Genomic DNA, 20072 nt, shown 5'->3' with positions numbered 1-20072 from the left:
CGAGACTGGAAACTTGTAGCTGATTGCGGGAAATTCCTTGTATATGTTGCATGGTTAAAGATACAAAATAACTACTCTTCTTCCTAGGTTTTTACTATATTTGTTGGGAAGGTTGTGAAGTTTTTTCACAGTCTGACGTTGTGCGTAATTCTGCCGTGTGACTAGATAATTATAACTTATATTCAAAATTTGAAATAAAATATTAACTTAATAAAATTGTATTTTGAAAAAAACTTAAAAAGATATGAAAACAGCTATTTTAAACAAAAATGATTTAAACATAGACATTAAAGAGCAAGTTTCTGAATTATTCCGTCAATTAAGTCCAAACAAAATTCAGTTAGATCTTGAAGAAATATTGAATGAGAAAAACCAAATTACAGTTGCATATTGTGAGGATAATAATAAAATAATTGGAATTGCATTAATGTGTACCTACAAAGTTATATCTGGAAACAAGGGTTGGATTGAAGATGTAGTTGTAGACTCAGCTTCACGTGGAAAAGGAATAGGAAGAAAACTGATAAACTTATTAGTTAAAGTAGGTGAAGAAAAAGAACTTTCTGAAATACTTCTTTTTACAGAAGACCATAGATTGGCTGCAATAAATTTATATTCAAGCATTGGATTTAAACTTAAAGACAGTAAGATATATTGTAAGAAAAAATAATAAGAACTACGCACAACAGCAGTAACTGTTGCACAACCCATTCAAAATAAAATTTTTCAAAATAATTCGTAAAAAACAACCTCGTTTAAGCTCCCGAAACTTCGGGATAAGCGAGGTTTATTTTTTAGTTGTAGTCCAAAACTCCAAAATTTGGAGGGCTGATAATGGCGTTTTTTAAGTCAAAAAAGAGGCTTTTTATCCGCATCAAGTCTTTTTCTTGTTTGAGGGTTATAACTTGGGCTAAACGGGAAGGTTTTTGGGTAATAAAACGTAGATATTTCTTGAGATTATAGGTTAGACTTGCCATCAAAACGTGTTTGTTAGCATTTTGTATTCCTCGGGTATTGACCCGTTTCATGTTGGTAAAATTGACTAAGGTACCAATGACGGGTTCTACTGTTTTACTTCTTACACGTACCATTTTCTTGGCGTAGTATGGGTTTTGAGTAAGTTTTTGGTGCATTCGATCGTAGTGTTCTTTGTGGATGCTGTCGTCTATCTTTTTGAACTTGGTGCTTTTACCACAGCAGGATTCGCGTAGCGGACAGTTTTTACAATCGGATTCACTACTTCTGTAGGTTCGTTTCGTGTAGCCTTTGCTGTCGGTCTTTTCGCCTTTAAAAAGGAGTTTGGCTTGGTTACCGCCTTCTTTAATGCATTCATACTGGTTTTGTTCTTTGTTGAAGATAAACCCATCGCGCTCGGGTTTGTATTGTCCAAAGTTTGGGATGTAAGCATCAATATTTTTGTCGTGCAAATAGGCCAAGGCTTCGCCACTGCTATAGCCACCATCGGCGAGTACTTCTTCGAGTTCAATATCGTTTTGAGCGAGGTTCTCTTGGGTGAGTTCGATAATTTGTTCCAAACACTGACTGTCCCTTTTGTCGGCAAAATCGGCACAAGCTCCGGTGATAACATGGTGTGCATCGTCTACGGCTATTTGTCCAAAGTAGTTTAATTGCCGGGCTTTACCGGGTTTGACGCTTATCTTGGCATCGGGATCGGTGGGACTGTAGTGGGTGTGGTTGGAGAGGTATTTGGGACGAATGATATTTCCAAATTCGTCTATTTTGTCTTTGCCTGTAGCATTAGGCATGCCTTTATAAGCTTCTTCTTGCCAGGCGTGGTGTTGTGCTACCAGTTTCTTACGGGTAGTGGTGACTTTGAACTCACTATTGGCTTCCAATTCGTTGACAAACGCACTGGCATCGTCCAACACTTCTTTTTCTACCAAACTATCCATTGAAGCATTGGCTTTAATAAATACGCTGTCCACGGCTTGACGTTTGCCGCGAACCATGCCTTTTTGAACACAAAGTGCCAATACATTTTTAAAAAGCGATAGAAATACTTCCTCGCCATACAAACTTCGGGTGCGGCTAATGGTACTATGCCAGGGCAAAGGCTCATGGACATCATAGCCCAAAAACAAACGAATGGATAAGCTATCACTACAAAAAGCAATCAATTGACGGTCGCTGTTGATATTGTTCAAATATCCCACCAACAGTATCTTAAAGAATACGACAGGATCAATACTCTCTTGCCCTTCTTTGCCATAATATTTTTGGGTAGCTTTATAAATGAAATGTAAATCAAGTTCGGTCAACAATTTTCTATAAAAATTATCTACAGGAACCAAATCCAATAAATTAACTGAAGTGAATAATTGCGGCTGTAATTGTTTCTTTCCTTGCATGAATAAATTTACTAAATAGTTATTATTCTTGCAAGTGTTTGTACATTTGAGTTGTGCAACAAGCACACAGGTTTTACGCTATTGCGGGTTTTGGGCTTAATTTACAGTTTGTTTTGTATCTTTGAAGTCAGTGCAAAATCGAAAAGTTTCGGCTTCTTTAATCCGCAACAGACGTAAAGCCTGGGAACGAAAAGTACAAATAAAAGTTGAACAAGATGATTTTTATTCTAAAAATGTAACTGAATGGTCAAAAAGAATTGCATTCTACGAAAACAATAAAATTGATGCAAGTACACTTGAAGATGCAATTTTACTAGAAATATTAAAGACAAATAGTGCAAACAGCACTATAAAATCTATTTTAGAGTTAAATAATAAACTTGCAGATTGGATGAACACAGGCGTAACTGCAATGGAGAAATGGAAGTTTACAGAAATAAATTATGAATACCAAGAATACTATTTAAGACCAAACCATAATAAAGTAAATGGTTTCCAAAACGGAGAAATTACATTTAAACCATTAATTCCAATACATATTTTCAATAATATTCGTGGAATGGATGGCTACAAACCTGTTGAAAAAACCTTAAATCCTGTTGGAACAAATATATTAATCAACCTTGTTGCTAACATCGATGATATTGTTTTAGGAATTACAGATACAATTGTCAGAGCAACGCCTAACCGAGTCGATGATTATGTTTGGGCTTGGTTTAAAAGTTATATGGAAGAAAATCTTTTTCCTACAATTAAAGCAATCTATGGAAAGATAAAAGAAATTGCAACAAGTATTTTAGATTTTATCAAAAAATTAAGTGGTATATTAAAAAATGAAGTCCGAGCAGAATTAGCAAAATTGAATGCTTTTCTGTGCGGTTTAATAAATGGTTTAATTTCTTTTTTGCAATCCATTTTAGCAATAATCTCTTTTGTTGTTGGTAATATTCCTTTTCTAGAATTAGAAAAACTATCGCCGAACGCAGTAGCAGAACATCAAGAAAAGTTAGAGTTTATTGAAGAAATGATTGATTTAATTTCTGAAAATGCCTCACAAATTTTTGAAGGAATAAAAACTTCAATATTGACATTTGGAGATGATATGTATAAATTTACATACAATATTGCTCAAAAAATAAAAGGCTATTCAGAATATTTTTGGGCGTATTTTGTTGGAGCAGTTGCTTTTGAACTCATACTTGATGCCGTTTTAGCTTTCTTTACAGGCGGAGCATCTATTGCAGCAGAACTAACTTCAAAAATCTCAAGGTTAGCGACAAAAGCAGAACAATTAGCATCAAAAGGAATAAAATTAAGCACGCAAGTTGGTAAAAAAGTTGCACAAACCGCAAGTGATTTAATCACTTGGTTAAAAACACAAATCGCTGAATTAATAGACGCAATCAAAAATGGAAAATTAGTTGAATGGTTAAAAGAAAAAATATTGTCACTTTTTGAAGGTAGTCTTGATAATATTGCAAGTGCAAGCGTTGATGATTTAATAAAAAAATATGGTAAAGAATTTATAGAAAAAGGCAAAGTACGATTTCGACAAGACTTTGAAAGTAAATTATACCATATTGGCAAAGATGCCGACAGTTTCTCAAATTCGATGCAATGGAAAAGAGATTTTCTATCTAAAACTCGCAAAATATCCGAAGAAGCTTATTTGAGATTACGCAAAATGCAATACATAAACTTTGAAAAAGGGAAAATTGCCGAACAGATTTTTGAAAAATTATATGGAGGAATAAAACAAACAGAAAGCATAGTAACTGCTTACACAAAACGTTTTATTGATAATGTTGCCAATAATACAGCCAAAGAAATAAAATCAGGTTTTATAAAAAACACAAAAGCATTTCAAAAGCAAGTCAAAAAAGATATTGACATTTTAGCTCGTAAACTAGATGATGATATTAAAGAAGTTGAATGGCACATTATGGAAGGCATCGACGAAAAAGCTCTTGATTTTATTGTAGATGAAATAAAAAGAGTTGAAAAAGTAACAAATGTAAATGTAAAAAGTAAGTTCAAAATAATACTTTATAAATAATGGAAAAATCATTAAAAGAGTTGAAAAACGATTATATGATTTTTCAACAAAAAATACCAAACTATTTAGAGCATTGTAAAACTCTTTTGAAAATTGAAAAACTATCATATTCTTATGAAGAAATAGAAACTATGTTTAAAATTTACATCGATAATTATGAAAAACCTAATAAACTGAATTTAACTTATGAAGAGTTATGTAATACTTTATACGCGTATTCAGGCGAGGCATTTATTTTTCATTTAGGTGGAGAATGGGCATTAGGAACAACCAAAAGCGACAAAGCTTATGGTACGCCAACTATAATAAAATGGGGGGGCAATGATTATCCTTGGAGTAGAATTAGCCCAATGATATGGAAAAGAAGGTTAGAAAAGTTTGGAATTGAAGATATGAACCCAAGATTAATTTTCGGCAAATGGTAGATAAAATGAAAATAATACTTTATAAATAATGGAGAAAGACTTTAAAAGAATTAAAACAAGATTACGAAGTTTTTTTGCAAAACATTCCAAATGCGTTGAGAAAAATTAAAGAGTTCAATCAATTAGAAGAGTTAACTTTTAGTTTTGAAGAAATCGAGAATATTAAATCTTTTATGAATTAAATTATAAAAACCCTAATAAAATAAATTTAACTTATGATGAATTGTGTAATATATTTTATTCATATCTCGGAGAAGCATTTATATTTCATTTGGGCGGTGAATGGGCTTTAGGCACAACCAAAAGCGACAAAGCTTATGGCACACCAACTATAATAAAATGGGGCGGAAAAGATTATCCTTGGGCAAGAATAAGTCCTAAAATTTGGAAAAACAGACTAGAAAGAGGAGCACTTGGGCCAGCAAGTGCTTTATTTGGAAAATGGTAAATAATTAAAATAAAAATTATGAGTGATTTTGGAGCAATAATAACATTTCAAAAGAAAAACGGAAGTTTTTCTGACGAAGACAAAGAATTAATTGTTAAAGAGTTAAAAAAAGTAATAAAAGATGGAAAATATCCTTCACACATAAAAGATGGAGATTTTGAAAAACTCAAAAAATGGGAAGAAGAAACCTATTGTAGTATGATCACAGAATATTTTATTGATGAAAGTGCAGAAGAAATAAGAGAATTTGCAGAAGTTGAAGATTTAGATGAAGCGGAAGAAATTATTAAAAAGTTACAGCTTAAACTTGGTGTTGAATTTATTATGGAAGCGAAATTTGAAGATTGGTAGAATTATTACTTCTGCCAACAGCCGTACCTGTTTCACAACTCATACAAAATAAAATTTTTCAAAATAATTCCTATAAACAACCTCGTTTTTAGGGAAGGCTACAAAACGGGGAAGGCTACATAACTATGCAGAAAAAACAAAATTCTGAATTGTTGAAACTGACACGGAGAGAATATTTATGGACCGCAAAATTAATATAGAAGAAGCAGTTAAATTAGTTCATGGCAAAATTAACGGCAAACAATATTAAACTGGTACTAACAGTGATTATACGCTGTAGCTAGTTTTTCTTGAATTGAACTTCTTTCCTCACGAAAATATTTTATCTTAGTTAAAATAAGTTATTCGCTGGCTTCGCTAGAGTCGGATAGCGGAACGTTGTGTGAAATTATTCCCCAGAACTATGAAAGAAGAATATTCCAAAAAGTGCTTTTTTTGCAATAAAGAAATTATCGACAAAAAAACACTCGAACATATAATTCCAAACAGCTTACTGGGAAAGTTAAATATTAAGGAAGCAACTTTAACAGGAGAATATTCTATTCAATATAGCAGAATCAAAGTTCCAGCTCATTCGAAATGCAATAATAACTTCGGTAGTGAATTTGAAAATCAAATATTATCGTTGTTAGAGGATACCGACAATTTACATAACATTATAAATAATGATGATCAAAGAAATTTAATATATGAATACTCATCCACTCCTATTCCATTAATCACAACATGGCTATCCAAAATATACTATGGTTTATTTTATAGTGATTTTCTAAAAACGAAAAATGAAGATTGGAGAAATTTATGTTTCGAAATAATTAATAGCCAAAATTTTATACTAACTCAAAAAGCATATCAACTCAATTCCGGTTTCAATTTACCATCAAGTTTATATGCATTTAAGACAATAAAAACAGACTTTAATCTAAAAACATTAATCTATCCATCTACTATTCTAATTAGCATAAATGGCTTAGTTTTGATATTATCAATTGCTGATGGTTTCCTTTGTAAAAACTACCTAAACTCTAAAAACATGACAAATTTGACAAGTTTTTTAATGGAAAACGATAAGCTTAAAGATTTTCCAACCGATTTATTTGCATTAGCTGAAATATCTGCCTTAAGACTTAATATTCCCAAAAGTCCATCATTCACATTTACAGATAAAAAGATGATAAACTTAAGTTTCAACACAATGGTCCAAAACCCAAATGAGTTTTATAGAGTTGACGCAAAACAGATTGAAAAAGATAGAAATAAAATATTGGAAAGTTTTGGTGTCAAAATATCATAACTGCACACAACAGCGGTAGCTGTTGCCCAACCCCTCCAAAAAACTAAGCCGTATAACTATCAAAAAAACTTGACTAGTGACCTGCCCACGCTGGCAGGCAGGCTGTTGACTCGCCCCCTAGCCCCCATAGGGGAATAGTGATTAGTGAGCCCCCTAGCCCCCAAAGGGGGAATAGTGATTAGAGACTGACTACTGACTACTGACTACTGACTACTGCCGACTGTAGACTGTAGACTGTAGACTGATAACTGTCGACTCCCTTCTTTTTCATACCTTTGCCGGAAATTCACCTACCATGACCACTTTCGAATCGTTGCAATTGCCCAAAGCGCTCCAAAAAGCGATAGACGAAATGGGACTCACCCAACCTACGCCCATTCAGCAACGGGCCTTTCCAGTCATTAGCTCGGGGAGGGATGTTGTCGGGATTGCGCAAACAGGAACGGGGAAAACATTGGCTTACCTCCTCCCCGTTTTAAAACCGTGGAAGTTTATGGCTTCCGAAACGCCGCGCGTGGTTATCCTTGTCCCTACCCGTGAACTTGTGGTACAAATTACCGAAGTGGTCACCCAACTCACCCAATACATGTCCATTCGCACCCTAGGCGTGTATGGAGGCGTTAACATCAATACCCAAAAGAAAGCGGTTTATGAAGGCGTTGATATTTTGGTGGGAACCCCAGGAAGGATTATGGATTTGGCCCTAGACAACGTCGTGCGGTTTGATACCTTGCAAAAACTCATCATCGACGAATTTGATGAAATTCTCAACCTAGGCTTCAGCGCTCAAGTAACCGCCATCCTCTCCATGATGCGCCAAAAACGCCAAAATATTCTCTTCTCAGCAACGATGACCGATGAAGTAGATGCCATGCTCGACGCGTATTTTGAGTTCCCCGAAGAGGTGAGCTTAGCACCCTCGGGAACCCCATTGGAGAAGATAGAACAGTATGCCTATCGGGTGCCTAACTTTTTGACCAAACTAAATTTGCTCAAACAGCTGTTGCACAACGACCCCTCGATGGAGCGCCTATTAATTTTTGCCAACAACAAAAAATCGGTCGATCTAATTGCACAAGCGTTAGAACCCGAATTTCCCGATCAATTGGGGATTATTCATTCCAACAAATCGCAAAACTACCGACTCAATACCATGGCGGCTTTTCAACAGGGTGCACTCCGTGGCATAGTGACCACCGATGTTATGGCGCGGGGTTTGGATATTTCGGATATTACCCACGTCATCAATTTTGAAATGACTGAAAGTCCCGAACAGTACATTCACCGTATCGGGCGAACAGGACGGGCCGACAAATCAGGTATCGCGATTAGTTTTGTAAGTCCGCGGGAGGAGGAAATCCAACTCGAAGCCGAAATGCTCATGGAGAAAGAACTCACGCTGCTCCCCTTTCCCGAGGATATTGAAGTGGTCAACCGACTCTTGGAATTTGAAAAAGACAAAAAGAAAATCAAATTGCTACTTAAGCGACCCAAATTGGAGGGCGGTGCGGCTTTTCAGGAGAAAAAAGATAAAAATAAGAAAGTTAATTTGGGCGGACCCGGCAAACGAAAACCCCGAAAAACGGCACCACGCAATCGCGCTGTAGAACGCAAAAGGAATGAAAAACGCAAAAAAGGATAAGCGCTAAATTCCCGTTAAAGGCATCTTACATCGGTTATTTTTGTTATTTTTGAAACCACAAACGTAAGTCCGACAATGCAATTTAAACATCCGGAAGTTCTCTATTTTCTCTCCCTTTTGGTGCTCCCGATTTTGGTGCATTTGTTTCAATTGCGACGGTTTAAAACGCAATACTTCACCAACGTTCGATTCCTCAAAGAATTAGTGGTGCAAACCCGTAAAAGTTCGACCCTCAAAAAATACCTACTGCTTGCGACCCGTTTATTGCTGCTCACCTTTTTGATTCTAGCCTTTGCGCAACCGTTTTGGGAGGCCAAAGAAGCGAAAAATGCGAAAAATGAACTCTATATTATTCTTGACAATTCATTTTCCATGCAAGCCAAGGGTAAAAAAGGGGAATTGCTCAAACGGGCGGTTCAAGACATTTTGGCGGAAGCCCCTGAAAGTGCCTCTTTTTCGCTCCTTACCAATACCGAAAGTTTTTGGAATACCGACATCAAGTCGATTCAACGGGAGTTGCAAAACCTTTCGTACAGCGCCACTCCTTTTGAGCCCGAACGATTGATTGCCCAAGTTCGCGCCCACCGTTCTGCTTTTCGCAAAGACATTGTGGTGATCTCCGACGGCGTAGGAACCCGCGCTGACGCCTTAGGGACCTTAAATCGTGATGAACAAGGGTACTATATTCCGGTTCAAGCCGAGAAAACGCAAAACATCGCTATTGACAGTGTGTACCTTGATCAGGCGCTCGATCAATTCTATGAAATTGAAGTAGCGGTACGGTCGTATGGCGCAACGTCTGATGCCGTGCCCGTGGCGTTGTACGACGGTCAAAAATTGGTCGCCAAAACCTTAGTCACTTTCAATCAACCGCGACAAACCCTGAAATTTACGCTTCCAAAAACCCAGTTTAACGGGTATGTTTCGCTCAACGACAACAGTTTGGAGTACGACAACACGTACTATTTTTCGCTTTCCAAGCCCGAAAAAAGTCGGGTCATGAGTATCAGCGAGTCGGCACCGGCTACTTTTTTAAATAAAATCTATACCCCCGACGAATTTGAATACACGGCTACTACCTTAGCTACCTTGCCCTATGCGCTACTGGAAAAACAAGATGCCCTTGTGCTCAACGAACTAGCGACTTTACCCACCTCGTTGCAAACCACCTTAAAAGCCTTTGTGGCGCAAGGCGGAAATTTGATTCTTATTCCAGCAACCGACACCAATGTGCGTTCGTACAACGCATTATTGAACGCGCTGGGTGGCGGTTATGTCTACCAAGATTGGAACGTAAGCGAACGCTTGGTGACCAAAATCAATTTCAATCACCCCTTGTATACGGGCGTTTTTGAAAAGAAAACAGAAAATTTTCAATATCCAACCTTAAAAGCGGGCTATACTGTACAAACCTCGTTTCCGACCGTATTGGAAGGCAACGATCAGCGCCCTTTTTTGAGTGCTGTCACCCGTGGGGCAGGAACGATCTATTGCTTTTCGACTCCTTTACGACAGGAATGGGGTAATTTCAAGAACTCGCCTTACTTGATTGTGCCTACGTTTTACAACATGGCTTTAAATGCTCAAAAAACGGGAGTGAAAGCAACCACGCTTGGCAGCAGTCGTCCATATATCGCTGATGTAGCGCTAGGAGCCGATGAAATTGTTACCTTACGAAAAGAGCAAACCGACGTAATTCCCGAACATCAACGACTGTATAATCAAGTGAAACTTACTTTTTCGACCCAACCGCAACGGGCAGGCAATTACACCCTTTTACGTCAAAAAGAGGCGGTCGACACCTTGAGCTTCAATTACCCCCGAACAGAGAGCGACCTTCAAGCCGTACCCACCAATTGGATGGCGGAATGGAAAGAGATAACAGCAACCGACCAATTGTTTGATACCCTACAAGCGGATCGAAGCGATACTGTCATTTGGAAATGGTGTATTCTACTCGCATTGCTTTTCTTGCTGGTAGAAATTGCTATTCAAAAAATAATCCGATAAACAACACAACAACTATGACTACGGTACTTAAATCGGTAACTATTGTAGACCCCAAAAGCGCTTACCACCTGCAATGCGTCGATATGCATCTCCATGCGGGAGTTATTGCAGCGATCGGCGAAAATTTAGCGCTCCCCCAAGAAGCAGAGGTCATCGAACTACCCCATGCGCAGGTCTCTCCGGGTTGGTTTGATACATCGGTGGTGCTGGGGGAACCCGGATATGAAGCCGCTGAAACCATCGCCAACGGATTGAAAACTGCGGCAAGCTCAGGATTCACCGAAATCATGGTACAACCGCACACGCTCCCTGTAGCCGACAACGCCGCTGTTCTTCATTTGCTGCATCAAAAAGCCTCGGGACATGCAACCTCCATTCATCCGATTGGGGCGCTCACGATGGGAAGTGCTGGGCAAGCCTTGGCCGAATTGTACGACATGCAACAAGCCGGAGCCATTGCTTTTGGCGATTTTAAAAAAGGGATGAAAAATGCCAATCTGTTTAAGATTGCCCTTCAATATGTGCAAGATTTCAACGGACGCGTGCTTGCTTTTTGTGAAGACGATACCCTTCGCGGGAATGGTGTGGTTAACGAAGGGATTGTGGCAACGCGTTTGGGACTCAAAGGAATTCCGAGTTTGGCGGAAGAATTGCAGGTGGCTCGCAACTTATTTTTGCTCGAATATACGGGAGGCGCATTGCATATCCCTACCCTTTCCTCGGCCAAATCGGTGGCACTTGTTCGTGAGGCCAAAGCGCGCGGGTTGAATGTCACCTGTAGTGTAGCCGTTGCCCATCTGGTACTTACGGATGCGGTTTTGGAAAATTTTGATACCCGTTACAAACTCTCCCCTCCCTTGCGGACAGCACTTGATCGTGAAGCGTTGTGGGAAGGATTGCGCGACAATACCATCGATTGCATCACGACAGACCATCATCCGGTGGATATTGAATATAAAAAAGTAGAATTTGACCTGGCGCAGGAAGGGTCGATTGGACTGGAATCGGCGTGGGGTGTACTCGCAGCCCTGCTTCCGACGGAATTGATTGTAGAAAAACTAACGGCAGGGCGGGAAATTTTTGGACTACCTCCAGCGGTCATTGCACCAGGAGCTGCCGTGAATCTAACCCTCTTCACCACAGAAGGAACGGGAACATTTACCACTGATCAAATTCGTTCTACCGCCAAGAATGCCGCTTTACTAGGGCAACCTACCCGTGGAAAAGTGCTTGGTATGGCTCGTGACAAACATATTATACTCAATTAAATATGGACGCAAACACCATCAAAGAAGGTAAATCTATGGCTATTTTGAGTTATGTGCTCATCATTGGCCCACTCATTGCTTTATCGGTCAATGCCGACAAAAAAAATCCCTACACTTCGTTTCATTTGCGCCAAGGGTTGGGACTCACTGCAACATTTTTGTTGATTGGACTTACGATGAGTAGTTATTTCAACCGTTCGAATTTGCCGCCTGAAACAAGTTTCAACATTGCTTTCCCGTTTTGGGTATTCATAAGTATCCTTACTTTTTACGGGATGTTTACCGCTGTTATGGGATACACACGTCCGATAACGCTGTTGGGAACTTTTTTTCAAAAATGGTTGAAACGACTGTAACAATCTCCCCTTTTTGGGACAAATGAGGCAATCAGAAACCTCTTGAAAGCAAAACCCTTTACGATTACCCCTATTCTTTTTGTATTCCTTAGTTTTTTTAGCTTCGGATTTCGTGCACAAGCGCAAACCGGACGCGTCAAAGGAAGCGTGCGTTCGGAAAAAGAAACGGCACTTTACGCGGCCTCTGTGGCCCTCTTTGATGCCGAAAACAAACTGATTAAAGCCGTCCTGACCGATGCTGAGGGCGCGTTTTCTATAGCACAATTGCGTCCGGGCACTTATAGTCTAAAAGTAACCTCTATAGGTTACGTAGATCAAATACGCAAAGGGTTGTTGGTGACCGAAAGCGAATTAATTTTGGACCCTATCCTGCTGAAAGAAAGTGCAGTACAACTGAATGAGGTTGTTATCAAAAAGGAAAAGCCGCTCGTGCAAGTCTTGGCCGATAAAACGGTTTTTAACGTCGAAAATACGATTAATGCTACTGGAAATACAGGCTTTGAATTATTGCGAAAAGCCCCAGGCGTTGTGGTTGACAACAACGATAATGTAGTCGTGGAAGGCAAAAGTGGTGTGCTTTTTTACATTGATGGGAAGCAATCGTTTTTGAGTGGTGCCGATATGACCAATTTCCTAAAAACCATTCAATCGACGGATATTGAATCGATTGAAATCATTACCCAACCGTCTTCTAAATACGATGCAGCGGGAAATGCGGGTATTGTCAATATCAAATTGAAGAAAAATAAAAACTTTGGTACGAACGGTACGGTTACTTCGGGGTACAATATCGGGCGCTTTGGCACCTCGGTGAATTCGATTTCCCTAAATAACCGCAGTAAGAAATTCAATACTTACCTCAACTACAGCAACCGGTTTGGGAAGAGTTACAACTTTATGGAGTTTGAGCGCCAACAGAACGGACGCGTTTTTAATTCTGATACGAAAACCGATTATATGACCAATGCCAATAACGTAAAAATGGGAGTCGATTACACCCATAACCGACGTCATTCGTTTGGAATAGTACTTACTGGGAATTTTAATAATGCGTATGGCGATGGCCGTTCTCGAACTCCTATTCGTCCACAATCTTCCAATATTATTGACAGTGTATTGGTGGCCCAAAATAAAGCGCACAACAAAAATTACAACTTGTATGCCAACGTAAATTATCGTTTTCAAGACACTACAGGCGTTTCGTTGACTTCCGATTTAGATGTAGGGCGTTACAATTCGGACCGTGACACCTTTTTACCCAACTTTTATTTAGACCCCACCGAGACAACCGTATTAAGTGCCATCATCAACAGCCAATACACGCCTGTCACCATTGCTATTGCCGCATTTAAATCCGATTATGAGCAACGCCTAGGTAAGGGAAAATTGGGACTGGGAATGAAAACTTCGTTAGTATCTACAGAAAATACCTTTGATGTATTTAATTATCCCGCCGGTCAACCCGTATTTAACACCACCTTGAGCAATCGCTTTACGTATAAAGAAAATGTGAATGCAGTGTATGTGAATTACAACCGTGTAGTAAAGAAGTTTAATTTTCAATTGGGACTTCGTATAGAAAATACCCATTCGGATGGTGAATTGAGTAGTTTACAGCAAAACAATGAGGCACGGGTAAAACGAAAATACACCGATTATTTCCCCAGCGGTGGTATTACGTATGCGCAAAACGAAAGCAACTCGTGAGCACTTACGTACAGTCGCCGTATCGAACGCCCGAGTTACAACGCATTGAATCCGTTTGAATACCAAATAGATGAGTTGTCGGTGAGTAAGGGAAATCCTTTTTTACAACCCCAATATGTGCATAACGTTAAAGTTGCGCATACCTACAAATACAAATTGAACACCTCGTTGAGTTACAGTTTTGTCTCTGATTTCTTTGCCCAAGTGACCGAAGCAGTGGGATTGAATAAGAGTCGCATGACGACCAAAAATGTGGCCAATCAGGAAACGATTAATTTGGGCATTTCATACCCTTTTAAGGTGAACAGCTGGTGGAATGTGTACATGAGTGTTAATGCCTTTCGCAACCGCTATATTCCCACCGACCCTTCGTTTGTGGCGCTTAAGCAGGAAACTTTGAACATTTATGGGCAAAATAATATTACGCTTCCTAAAAAAATCAATTTGGAAATTTCAGGATGGTTCAATTCGCCTTCCGTTTGGGGGGGAACCTATCGCACGGAAAGTTTGGGGTCGCTGGATATTGCGTTGCAGAAGAAGTTTTTGAAAGACAAATTAAACGTGCGCATTGCCGTTTCGGATGTATTATTTACCTCACCGTGGTCGGGGCGCACCGAGTTTGCCAATGTTATCATTAACGGTCGCGGAGGAAGTGACAGTCGCCAACTTCGTTTTAACCTCACCTACAACTTTGGGAATGACCAAGTAAAACGGGCACAAAACCGCAATACAGGGGTGGAAGATGAGAAAAATCGCATTGGGAATTAGTATCTTTGAGCCCAAATAAAGCCTATGGACTTACACTACCTTGTTAGAGCACCTCAAACAATACAATCGGGGCATCCGGTTTTGGTATTACTGCACGGCTACGGAAGCAACGAACAGGACTTGTTTTCGTTTGCGAGTGAATTGCCTCAAGAATATTATGTGATTTCGGTGCGAGCGCCTTACGACCTGATGTACGGAAGTTATGCGTGGTATGCCATCAATTTTGACGCCGATGAAAATAAATTTTCGGATGTAGTACAAGCCCGTCAATCGCGCGATCGTGTAGCGCAATGTATTGACACCCTAGTTGAACACTATCCTATTGATCCCAAACAAGTAACATTGATTGGCTTTAGTCAAGGGTGTATTTTGAGTTATGCCGTTGCCGTATCGTATCCCGAAAAAGTGCAACGTGTGGTGGGGATGAGTGGGTATTTTAATCGAGACATTGCGGTAGAAGGATTTGAAGGCAACGCTTTAGACAATTTGCAAGTCTTTGCCTCCCATGGCATTGTAGATCAGGTAATTCCTGTCGAATGGGCCCGAAAAGCAGTACCGCAATTGGAAGCCTTGGGCATTGCAGTTACGTACAAAGAGTACCCCGTAGGCCATGGCGTAGCCCCACAAAACTTTTTTGATTTTAGAAACTGGCTAGAAACTACGCGATAATTACTCGGCTTCTGGATCGGCGCTACCCGTTACCTTTTGTCCAATTTCACCATCGCCCGCATACAAGGTGGTTTCCCCTTTTTTAAAGATAAACCCTTTCCATGCCACCAACTGATAGTCGTTTTTGACCCAAGGACTGCCCTCACTAGCACGGGTAAGCACCATGGATTCTTGGTTGGGTAAAAAGACTTCGGCTTGCTTCCGGTCTTCGCTAAATAAGACATAGGCCGCTAGGGTTTCGTCTTCGGTATTGGCCTGGTCTACGGGGGTTAATTGCAATCCCGTAAACATCCGCACGCACTCTTTATTAAGTTTAGACCATGTATATCCTGCTGAGGCTAAGCAACCGTTTTCGTCTTTATCCGAACCTGTAATTGTGGAGTCTTTGACTTGTCCTTGAGCCGCAGTTGTTTCCTCCGATTGGGGTTTACAAGCGCTGACGAGTACCAAAAGTAGGAGTGAAAAAAAAGATGTTTTCATGTTGACATTTGAACGTTAGTATTCCTCTTTGGGATAGATGTAAGAGTCCATGGTTTGAAAGGTAGCTTTTCCTTTTTCATCGACAAAATATTTGATCAACACATCGCCCCAGTACGTTCCATCGCTGTAGTTGGCAATGATCCAGCGGTGGTTGAGTACTTTCATGGAATTAATAATAAACTTTTGCTCCCCTAACTTCTCTTGTCCCGTATACGGATTCCCTTCGGGCTTATCGTTAAAACTCAATAACTGTTCCTTGATGGAAGGTTCTAATTTTTTGACATCAAAATTGGCAAAATAATTTTGCGCATATTCGTTTTTCAGTAACGAAAAGGAATCGGCATTGGCCAACTGCTGTGAGAGTTGTGCAATACTATCGCTTTTCGCTTTTAAGTCGGCGGTTGCCTTCTTTTGTTGCATTTGCACCTGTTTGCTGTAGTACACATAGGTAAAAGAGGCCAAAAGTGCAGCGATGATAAATAGATAAAGATAAAGTTGTCGTGCCATGCTTATTCGAGTGTTAAAACTAGGTTATCGTATGCCAAAAAAACCGAGGTAGGGAGTGTTTTTTCCCGTTCCGCGTGAAAGCCCATGTGGTGACTGATATGCGTTAAATAGGCTTCTTCTGGTTGTACCAAATTTACAAAATCTAATGCTACCTGCAAATTGAAATGGGTGTCGTGTGGTGCTTCACGTAAGGCATTCACCACCAATACTTTCAGTCCTTTCAATTTTTCTAATTCGGCCGTTTCGATGGTTTTTACATCGGTCAAATACGCAAAATCACCGATTCGAAATCCCAAAACCGCCAAATCGCCGTGCCAAACACGAATGGGCTGAATGGTGACGTTCCCTAGGGTAAAAGGTACCTCGGCGTCAATTGTATTGATCTGTACAGACGGTGCTCCCGGGTACCGATTTTCGGTTGCAAATATATAGCCGTAGCGTTGCTTCAAATTGGCAATAACACGCGATTCGGCATAAACGGGCATGGGACCGTGTTGAAAATTAAACGGACGAATGTCATCCAAGCCGGCGGTGTGATCGGCATGCTCGTGGGTAAAAAGCAACCCATCAATGCGGGTACAGCCTGAAGTGAGCATTTGTTGTCGAAAATCGGGACCACAATCGACTACGAGGGACTGTCCTGCTACTTCAACCCAAATAGAAACCCGAAGTCGCTTGTCGCGCGGGTCTTGACTTAAGCAAACGGGATGGTCACTTCCGATGACGGGAATCCCTTGTGAAGTCCCTGTTCCTAGAAAATAAATTTTCATGTAGCACGATTTTTGTGGTAAGCGAGAAATACCCCGCGGAAATAAGGCGTAATTTAATACAAAATTAGGATTAATTCCCTTTACATACCGCAATCGTTTTATTAACTTTGCGTGGCATACAAGAATTATGGCTAGTAACGAATTAAACATCAAGTTAAAAGGGGATCGTGTCATAACACAGATTCCAACAACTAAGGACAAGGCCCTTCGGATTAACCTGAACGAAAACATTTACGGAACCTTTGCTGAAATTGGCGCTGGGCAAGAAACCGTGCGTCATTTTTTCCGTGCAGGGGGCTCTTCGGGAACCATTGCTAAGGCGATGTCGGCCTACGATAAGGACTTCAGTGATGCTATTTACGGCAATGAAGACGATGGTCGTTATGTGACCGAGAGCCGTTTGAAAAAAATGTTGAATCACGAAGTTCGCTTGATTGAAGAGCGTTTGAAGCGGGACAAACACCCGAATAAAATGTTTTTCAGTTATGCCAACACCGTTGCTACCATTGATTTTGCAAAACAATTCAAAGGGCATGGTTGGGTAGGTATCAAATACCAAGTCGAACCCGATGAGGACTATAATGAAATCACCTTGCACATCCGTTTTAAGGAAAATGATGCCCGTTTGCAACAAGAAACGTTGGGTATTTTGGGTGTGAATTTAATTTACGGCGCCTTTTACAAATACAATGACCCTAAGAAACTATTGCGCTACCTCTACGACCATTTGGACAAAGACCAATTGGAAATCGATACCATCAACTTTTCGGGACCTCGCTTTGCCAACGTTGACAACCGATTGATCAGCTTGCAATTGGTACGCAACGGCATGACCGATGCCGTTATGTTTGGTCCTGATGGAAAAAATATACTTCCCGCCGCGGTTTTATACAAGAAAAATATTTTGGCAATTCGCGGAAGCTTCCGTCCGGTGACCAAAGTGAACATGGACATGTACGAGAAATCGTTGGAAATGTTCTACCAAGAGAATAAAGTTGAAAAAGAAAATACCTTTGTTGTTTTTGAAATTACGCTTTCTAACTTACGTTCGGAGGGCGAAATTGATGAACGCGACTTTATGGACCGTGCCGAATTGCTTTGTAAACTAGGGCAAACGGTAATGATCTCCAACTTCCAAGAGTACTATCGCGTTGTGGAGTACTTCTCCAGCTATACAAAGGCCCGCATGGGATTGGCGATGGGAGTCAACAATTTGATTGATATATTTGATGAAAAATACTACCGTCATTTGAGTGGTGGTATTTTGGAAGCCTTTGGTAAACTATTCTACCGCGACCTGAAAGTATACCTTTACCCGATGGAGGAAAATGGGGAAATTATAACTTCCCAAAACTTAAAAGTACATCCGCGCATGAAAGAGCTGTACAAGTTCTTTGCGTATAATGGCAAGGTGGTAGATGTCACCGACTTTGACCGAGGGAATCTCAAGATTTTCTCTCGTGAAGTCTTGAAAATGATAACCAATGGTACACCGGGCTGGGAAGCCATGTTGCCCGAGGGTACAGCGGACTTGATCAAGCAGCATCATTTGTTTGGATACGACCCCAATCGCGTATTGGAAGAAGCATAAATCAAAAGCCCCGAGTTAATTCGGGGCTTTTTTGTTAGGATAAGATTTGAGCCGCGTGGGCTTTGGTTTTCACTTCGGTGATGACGTCATCAATAATGCCCTCTTCGTTAATCACAAAGGTGGTGCGGTGAATACCGTCGTATTCTTTCCCCATAAATTTTTTGGGACCCCAAACCCCAAACGCTTGAATCACCGCTTTATCTTCATCGGCCAGCAATGGAAATGGGAATTCATACTTATTTTTAAAACTCGCTTGTGCTTTTGCCGAATCAGCACTGACGCCGAGTAAGGCATAATTTTGGGCTTCAAAACGGGCATAGTTGTCCCGTAAGTCACAGGCCTCAGCGGTACAGCCGGGGGTATTGGCTTTGGGATAAAAGAACACAACTAATTTTTTACCCTTGTAATCCGCCAAGGTATGTACATTTCCATCTTGATCTTTGCCTGCAAATGCTGGAGCAGCATCGCCTTTTTTTAATGTGGTCATCGTATTTTTTATTTGTATGAGTTTGACGTAAATTTATACTTTTAAAAATACAAAAATGACTCAGAAGGAACGCGCAACGTTTGTTATAAATACGTTAAAAGACCTCTACCCTACCATTCCTATCCCTTTGGACCATAAAGATCCGTATACCCTTTTAATTGCGGTATTGCTTTCGGCCCAATGTACCGATGTACGCGTAAATTTAACCACGCCTCACCTGTTTGCGAAAGCGGATAATCCCTATGCTATGGTAAAATTATCCGTTGAAACGATACGAGAAATCATTAAACCTTGCGGACTCTCACCGATGAAATCGAAGGCGATTCATGGCTTATCGCAAATTTTAATTGACAAATACAACGGTGAAGTTCCCCAAAGTTTTGAAGCCCTTGAGGCCTTACCGGGTGTGGGACACAAGACTGCCAGTGTGGTGATGAGTCAGGCCTTTGGTGTACCGGCATTTCCGGTGGATACACACATTCACCGTTTGATGTACCGTTGGGGATTATCCAATGGGAAAAGTGTGGTCCAAACCGAACGCGATGCCAAAAAACTATTTCCCGAAGCATCATGGAATGATTTGCATTTACAAATTATTTGGTACGGAAGGGAATATTCGCCCGCACGGGGTTGGGACCTTGAAAAAGACCTCATTACCAAAACCATCGGGCGAAAATCGGTACTGAAAGAAGCACAAAAAAAATCCCGATAATTTTTCGTACTTGGTAATTTATTATTTAGTCATTCCTTAAAAAGCCACTATTTTAAATTTCGATTAAAATAGTGGTTTTATTTTTAGTGAAAAAGTTGAACAATAATTGTAACCAAAAAATAATTAGTTCTTTAATTTGGTTAAATCGGAGCTTTAGATTGT

The 20072-nt window shown here is 40.1% G+C and carries 18 protein-coding genes and 1 pseudogene; 14 read left to right on the top strand and 5 right to left on the bottom strand.

The window, feature by feature from the left end:
- Positions 1–244 precede the first annotated feature (244 nt).
- Positions 245–670 (top strand): GNAT family N-acetyltransferase, encoded by a 426-nt coding sequence (locus O9316_RS09920; protein WP_298347136.1) that lies wholly within the window; start codon positions 245–247, stop codon positions 668–670.
- A gap of 124 nt (positions 671–794) precedes the next feature.
- Here the strand turns inward: O9316_RS09920 and O9316_RS09915 are convergent, their stop codons facing one another.
- The gene (locus O9316_RS09915; RefSeq protein WP_287785377.1) at positions 795–2369 is read right to left on the bottom strand and encodes an IS1182 family transposase; all 1575 of its coding nucleotides are present in this window, start codon (positions 2367–2369) and stop codon (positions 795–797) included.
- A 130-nt stretch (positions 2370–2499) separates the two neighbouring features.
- On the opposite strand from O9316_RS09915, the gene O9316_RS09910 reads away from it, so the two are divergent.
- From O9316_RS09910 to O9316_RS09860, 11 genes and pseudogenes are all read left to right on the top strand, one after another.
- Positions 2500–4425 carry a hypothetical protein gene (locus O9316_RS09910; RefSeq protein WP_298347132.1) on the top strand — a complete coding sequence of 642 codons (1926 nt, stop codon included), beginning with the start codon at positions 2500–2502 and terminating at the stop codon, positions 4423–4425.
- Positions 4425–4850: a hypothetical protein gene (locus O9316_RS09905; protein WP_298205732.1), complete on the top strand. Its 426-nt coding sequence runs from the start codon at positions 4425–4427 to the stop codon at positions 4848–4850. Before O9316_RS09910 ends, O9316_RS09905 begins: the two co-directional genes overlap by 1 nt.
- A 223-nt stretch (positions 4851–5073) precedes the next feature.
- Positions 5074–5298: a hypothetical protein gene (locus tag O9316_RS09900; RefSeq protein ID WP_298205730.1), complete on the top strand. Its 225-nt coding sequence runs from the start codon at positions 5074–5076 to the stop codon at positions 5296–5298.
- 18 nt (positions 5299–5316) lie between these two features.
- Entirely contained in the window at positions 5317–5649 is a 333-nt protein-coding gene (locus O9316_RS09895; protein WP_298205729.1) for a hypothetical protein, read from the top strand.
- Between the two features lie 403 nt (positions 5650–6052).
- Complete coding sequence (locus O9316_RS09890; RefSeq protein ID WP_298205727.1) at positions 6053–6943, top strand: hypothetical protein; 891 nt, start codon at positions 6053–6055, stop codon at positions 6941–6943.
- A 295-nt stretch (positions 6944–7238) separates the two neighbouring features.
- The gene (locus tag O9316_RS09885) at positions 7239–8585 is read left to right on the top strand and encodes a DEAD/DEAH box helicase (RefSeq protein ID WP_298205725.1); all 1347 of its coding nucleotides are present in this window, start codon (positions 7239–7241) and stop codon (positions 8583–8585) included.
- Positions 8586–8660: 75 nt separating this feature from the next.
- A complete protein-coding gene (locus O9316_RS09880; protein WP_298205723.1) occupies positions 8661–10595 on the top strand; it encodes a BatA domain-containing protein in 1935 nt (644 codons plus the stop codon).
- Positions 10596–10609: 14 nt separating this feature from the next.
- Positions 10610–11863, top strand: coding sequence for a dihydroorotase family protein (locus O9316_RS09875; protein WP_298205722.1), 1254 nt, complete (start codon positions 10610–10612; stop codon positions 11861–11863).
- A 2-nt stretch (positions 11864–11865) separates the two neighbouring features.
- Positions 11866–12219, top strand: a complete 354-nt coding sequence (locus O9316_RS09870; protein ID WP_298205720.1) for a hypothetical protein — start codon at positions 11866–11868, stop codon at positions 12217–12219.
- A gap of 147 nt (positions 12220–12366) precedes the next feature.
- A pseudogene (locus O9316_RS09865) lies at positions 12367–14694 on the top strand (outer membrane beta-barrel family protein).
- Between the two features lie 24 nt (positions 14695–14718).
- On the top strand, positions 14719–15363 hold the full coding sequence (locus tag O9316_RS09860) for an alpha/beta fold hydrolase (protein ID WP_298205718.1): 645 nt from the start codon (positions 14719–14721) through the stop codon (positions 15361–15363).
- Here the strand turns inward: O9316_RS09860 and O9316_RS09855 are convergent, their stop codons facing one another.
- Genes O9316_RS09855 through O9316_RS09845 form a run of 3 tightly spaced genes read right to left on the bottom strand, consistent with a single transcriptional unit; the run spans position 15364 to position 17120 of the window.
- Positions 15364–15843 (bottom strand): hypothetical protein, encoded by a 480-nt coding sequence (locus O9316_RS09855; RefSeq protein ID WP_298205716.1) that lies wholly within the window; start codon positions 15841–15843, stop codon positions 15364–15366. It abuts the gene before it with no gap.
- 15 nt (positions 15844–15858) lie between these two features.
- The gene (locus O9316_RS09850; RefSeq protein WP_298205714.1) at positions 15859–16350 is read right to left on the bottom strand and encodes a hypothetical protein; all 492 of its coding nucleotides are present in this window, start codon (positions 16348–16350) and stop codon (positions 15859–15861) included.
- A 2-nt stretch (positions 16351–16352) separates the two neighbouring features.
- On the bottom strand, positions 16353–17120 hold the full coding sequence (locus O9316_RS09845; RefSeq protein ID WP_298347129.1) for an MBL fold metallo-hydrolase: 768 nt from the start codon (positions 17118–17120) through the stop codon (positions 16353–16355).
- A gap of 127 nt (positions 17121–17247) precedes the next feature.
- Between O9316_RS09845 and O9316_RS09840 the strand changes: the two genes are divergently transcribed.
- The gene (locus O9316_RS09840; RefSeq protein WP_298205710.1) at positions 17248–18711 is read left to right on the top strand and encodes a TonB-dependent receptor; all 1464 of its coding nucleotides are present in this window, start codon (positions 17248–17250) and stop codon (positions 18709–18711) included.
- Positions 18712–18745: 34 nt separating this feature from the next.
- On the opposite strand, the gene bcp is transcribed toward O9316_RS09840, so the two are convergent.
- The gene (gene bcp, locus O9316_RS09835; protein WP_298205708.1) at positions 18746–19198 is read right to left on the bottom strand and encodes a thioredoxin-dependent thiol peroxidase; all 453 of its coding nucleotides are present in this window, start codon (positions 19196–19198) and stop codon (positions 18746–18748) included.
- A 55-nt stretch (positions 19199–19253) separates the two neighbouring features.
- Here bcp and nth point away from each other — a divergent pair, with 55 nt between their 5' ends.
- A complete protein-coding gene (nth, locus tag O9316_RS09830) occupies positions 19254–19910 on the top strand; it encodes an endonuclease III (protein ID WP_298205706.1) in 657 nt (218 codons plus the stop codon).
- Positions 19911–20072: the final 162 nt, after the last annotated feature.

The organism is Flavobacterium sp. (assembly GCF_027533505.1).
Taxonomy (GTDB): Bacteria; Bacteroidota; Bacteroidia; order Flavobacteriales; family Flavobacteriaceae; genus Flavobacterium.
Note: the sequence above shows the minus strand (reverse complement) of the source record. Positions and strands in the feature narration are given on the sequence as shown.

Coding starts and splice junctions, on each gene's coding strand:
- O9316_RS09850 (WP_298205714.1), bottom strand. CDS start 16,350: ATGGCACGACAACTTTATCTTTATCTATTTATCATCGCTGCACTTTTG.
- O9316_RS09905 (WP_298205732.1), top strand. CDS start 4,425: ATGGAAAAATCATTAAAAGAGTTGAAAAACGATTATATGATTTTTCAA.
- O9316_RS09860 (WP_298205718.1), top strand. CDS start 14,719: ATGGACTTACACTACCTTGTTAGAGCACCTCAAACAATACAATCGGGG.
- O9316_RS09915 (WP_287785377.1), bottom strand. CDS start 2,369: ATGCAAGGAAAGAAACAATTACAGCCGCAATTATTCACTTCAGTTAAT.
- nth (WP_298205706.1), top strand. CDS start 19,254: ATGACTCAGAAGGAACGCGCAACGTTTGTTATAAATACGTTAAAAGAC.
- O9316_RS09845 (WP_298347129.1), bottom strand. CDS start 17,120: ATGAAAATTTATTTTCTAGGAACAGGGACTTCACAAGGGATTCCCGTC.
- O9316_RS09920 (WP_298347136.1), top strand. CDS start 245: ATGAAAACAGCTATTTTAAACAAAAATGATTTAAACATAGACATTAAA.
- O9316_RS09880 (WP_298205723.1), top strand. CDS start 8,661: ATGCAATTTAAACATCCGGAAGTTCTCTATTTTCTCTCCCTTTTGGTG.
- bcp (WP_298205708.1), bottom strand. CDS start 19,198: ATGACCACATTAAAAAAAGGCGATGCTGCTCCAGCATTTGCAGGCAAA.
- O9316_RS09875 (WP_298205722.1), top strand. CDS start 10,610: ATGACTACGGTACTTAAATCGGTAACTATTGTAGACCCCAAAAGCGCT.
- O9316_RS09840 (WP_298205710.1), top strand. CDS start 17,248: ATGGCTAGTAACGAATTAAACATCAAGTTAAAAGGGGATCGTGTCATA.
- O9316_RS09870 (WP_298205720.1), top strand. CDS start 11,866: ATGGACGCAAACACCATCAAAGAAGGTAAATCTATGGCTATTTTGAGT.
- O9316_RS09890 (WP_298205727.1), top strand. CDS start 6,053: ATGAAAGAAGAATATTCCAAAAAGTGCTTTTTTTGCAATAAAGAAATT.
- O9316_RS09895 (WP_298205729.1), top strand. CDS start 5,317: ATGAGTGATTTTGGAGCAATAATAACATTTCAAAAGAAAAACGGAAGT.
- O9316_RS09855 (WP_298205716.1), bottom strand. CDS start 15,843: ATGAAAACATCTTTTTTTTCACTCCTACTTTTGGTACTCGTCAGCGCT.
- O9316_RS09885 (WP_298205725.1), top strand. CDS start 7,239: ATGACCACTTTCGAATCGTTGCAATTGCCCAAAGCGCTCCAAAAAGCG.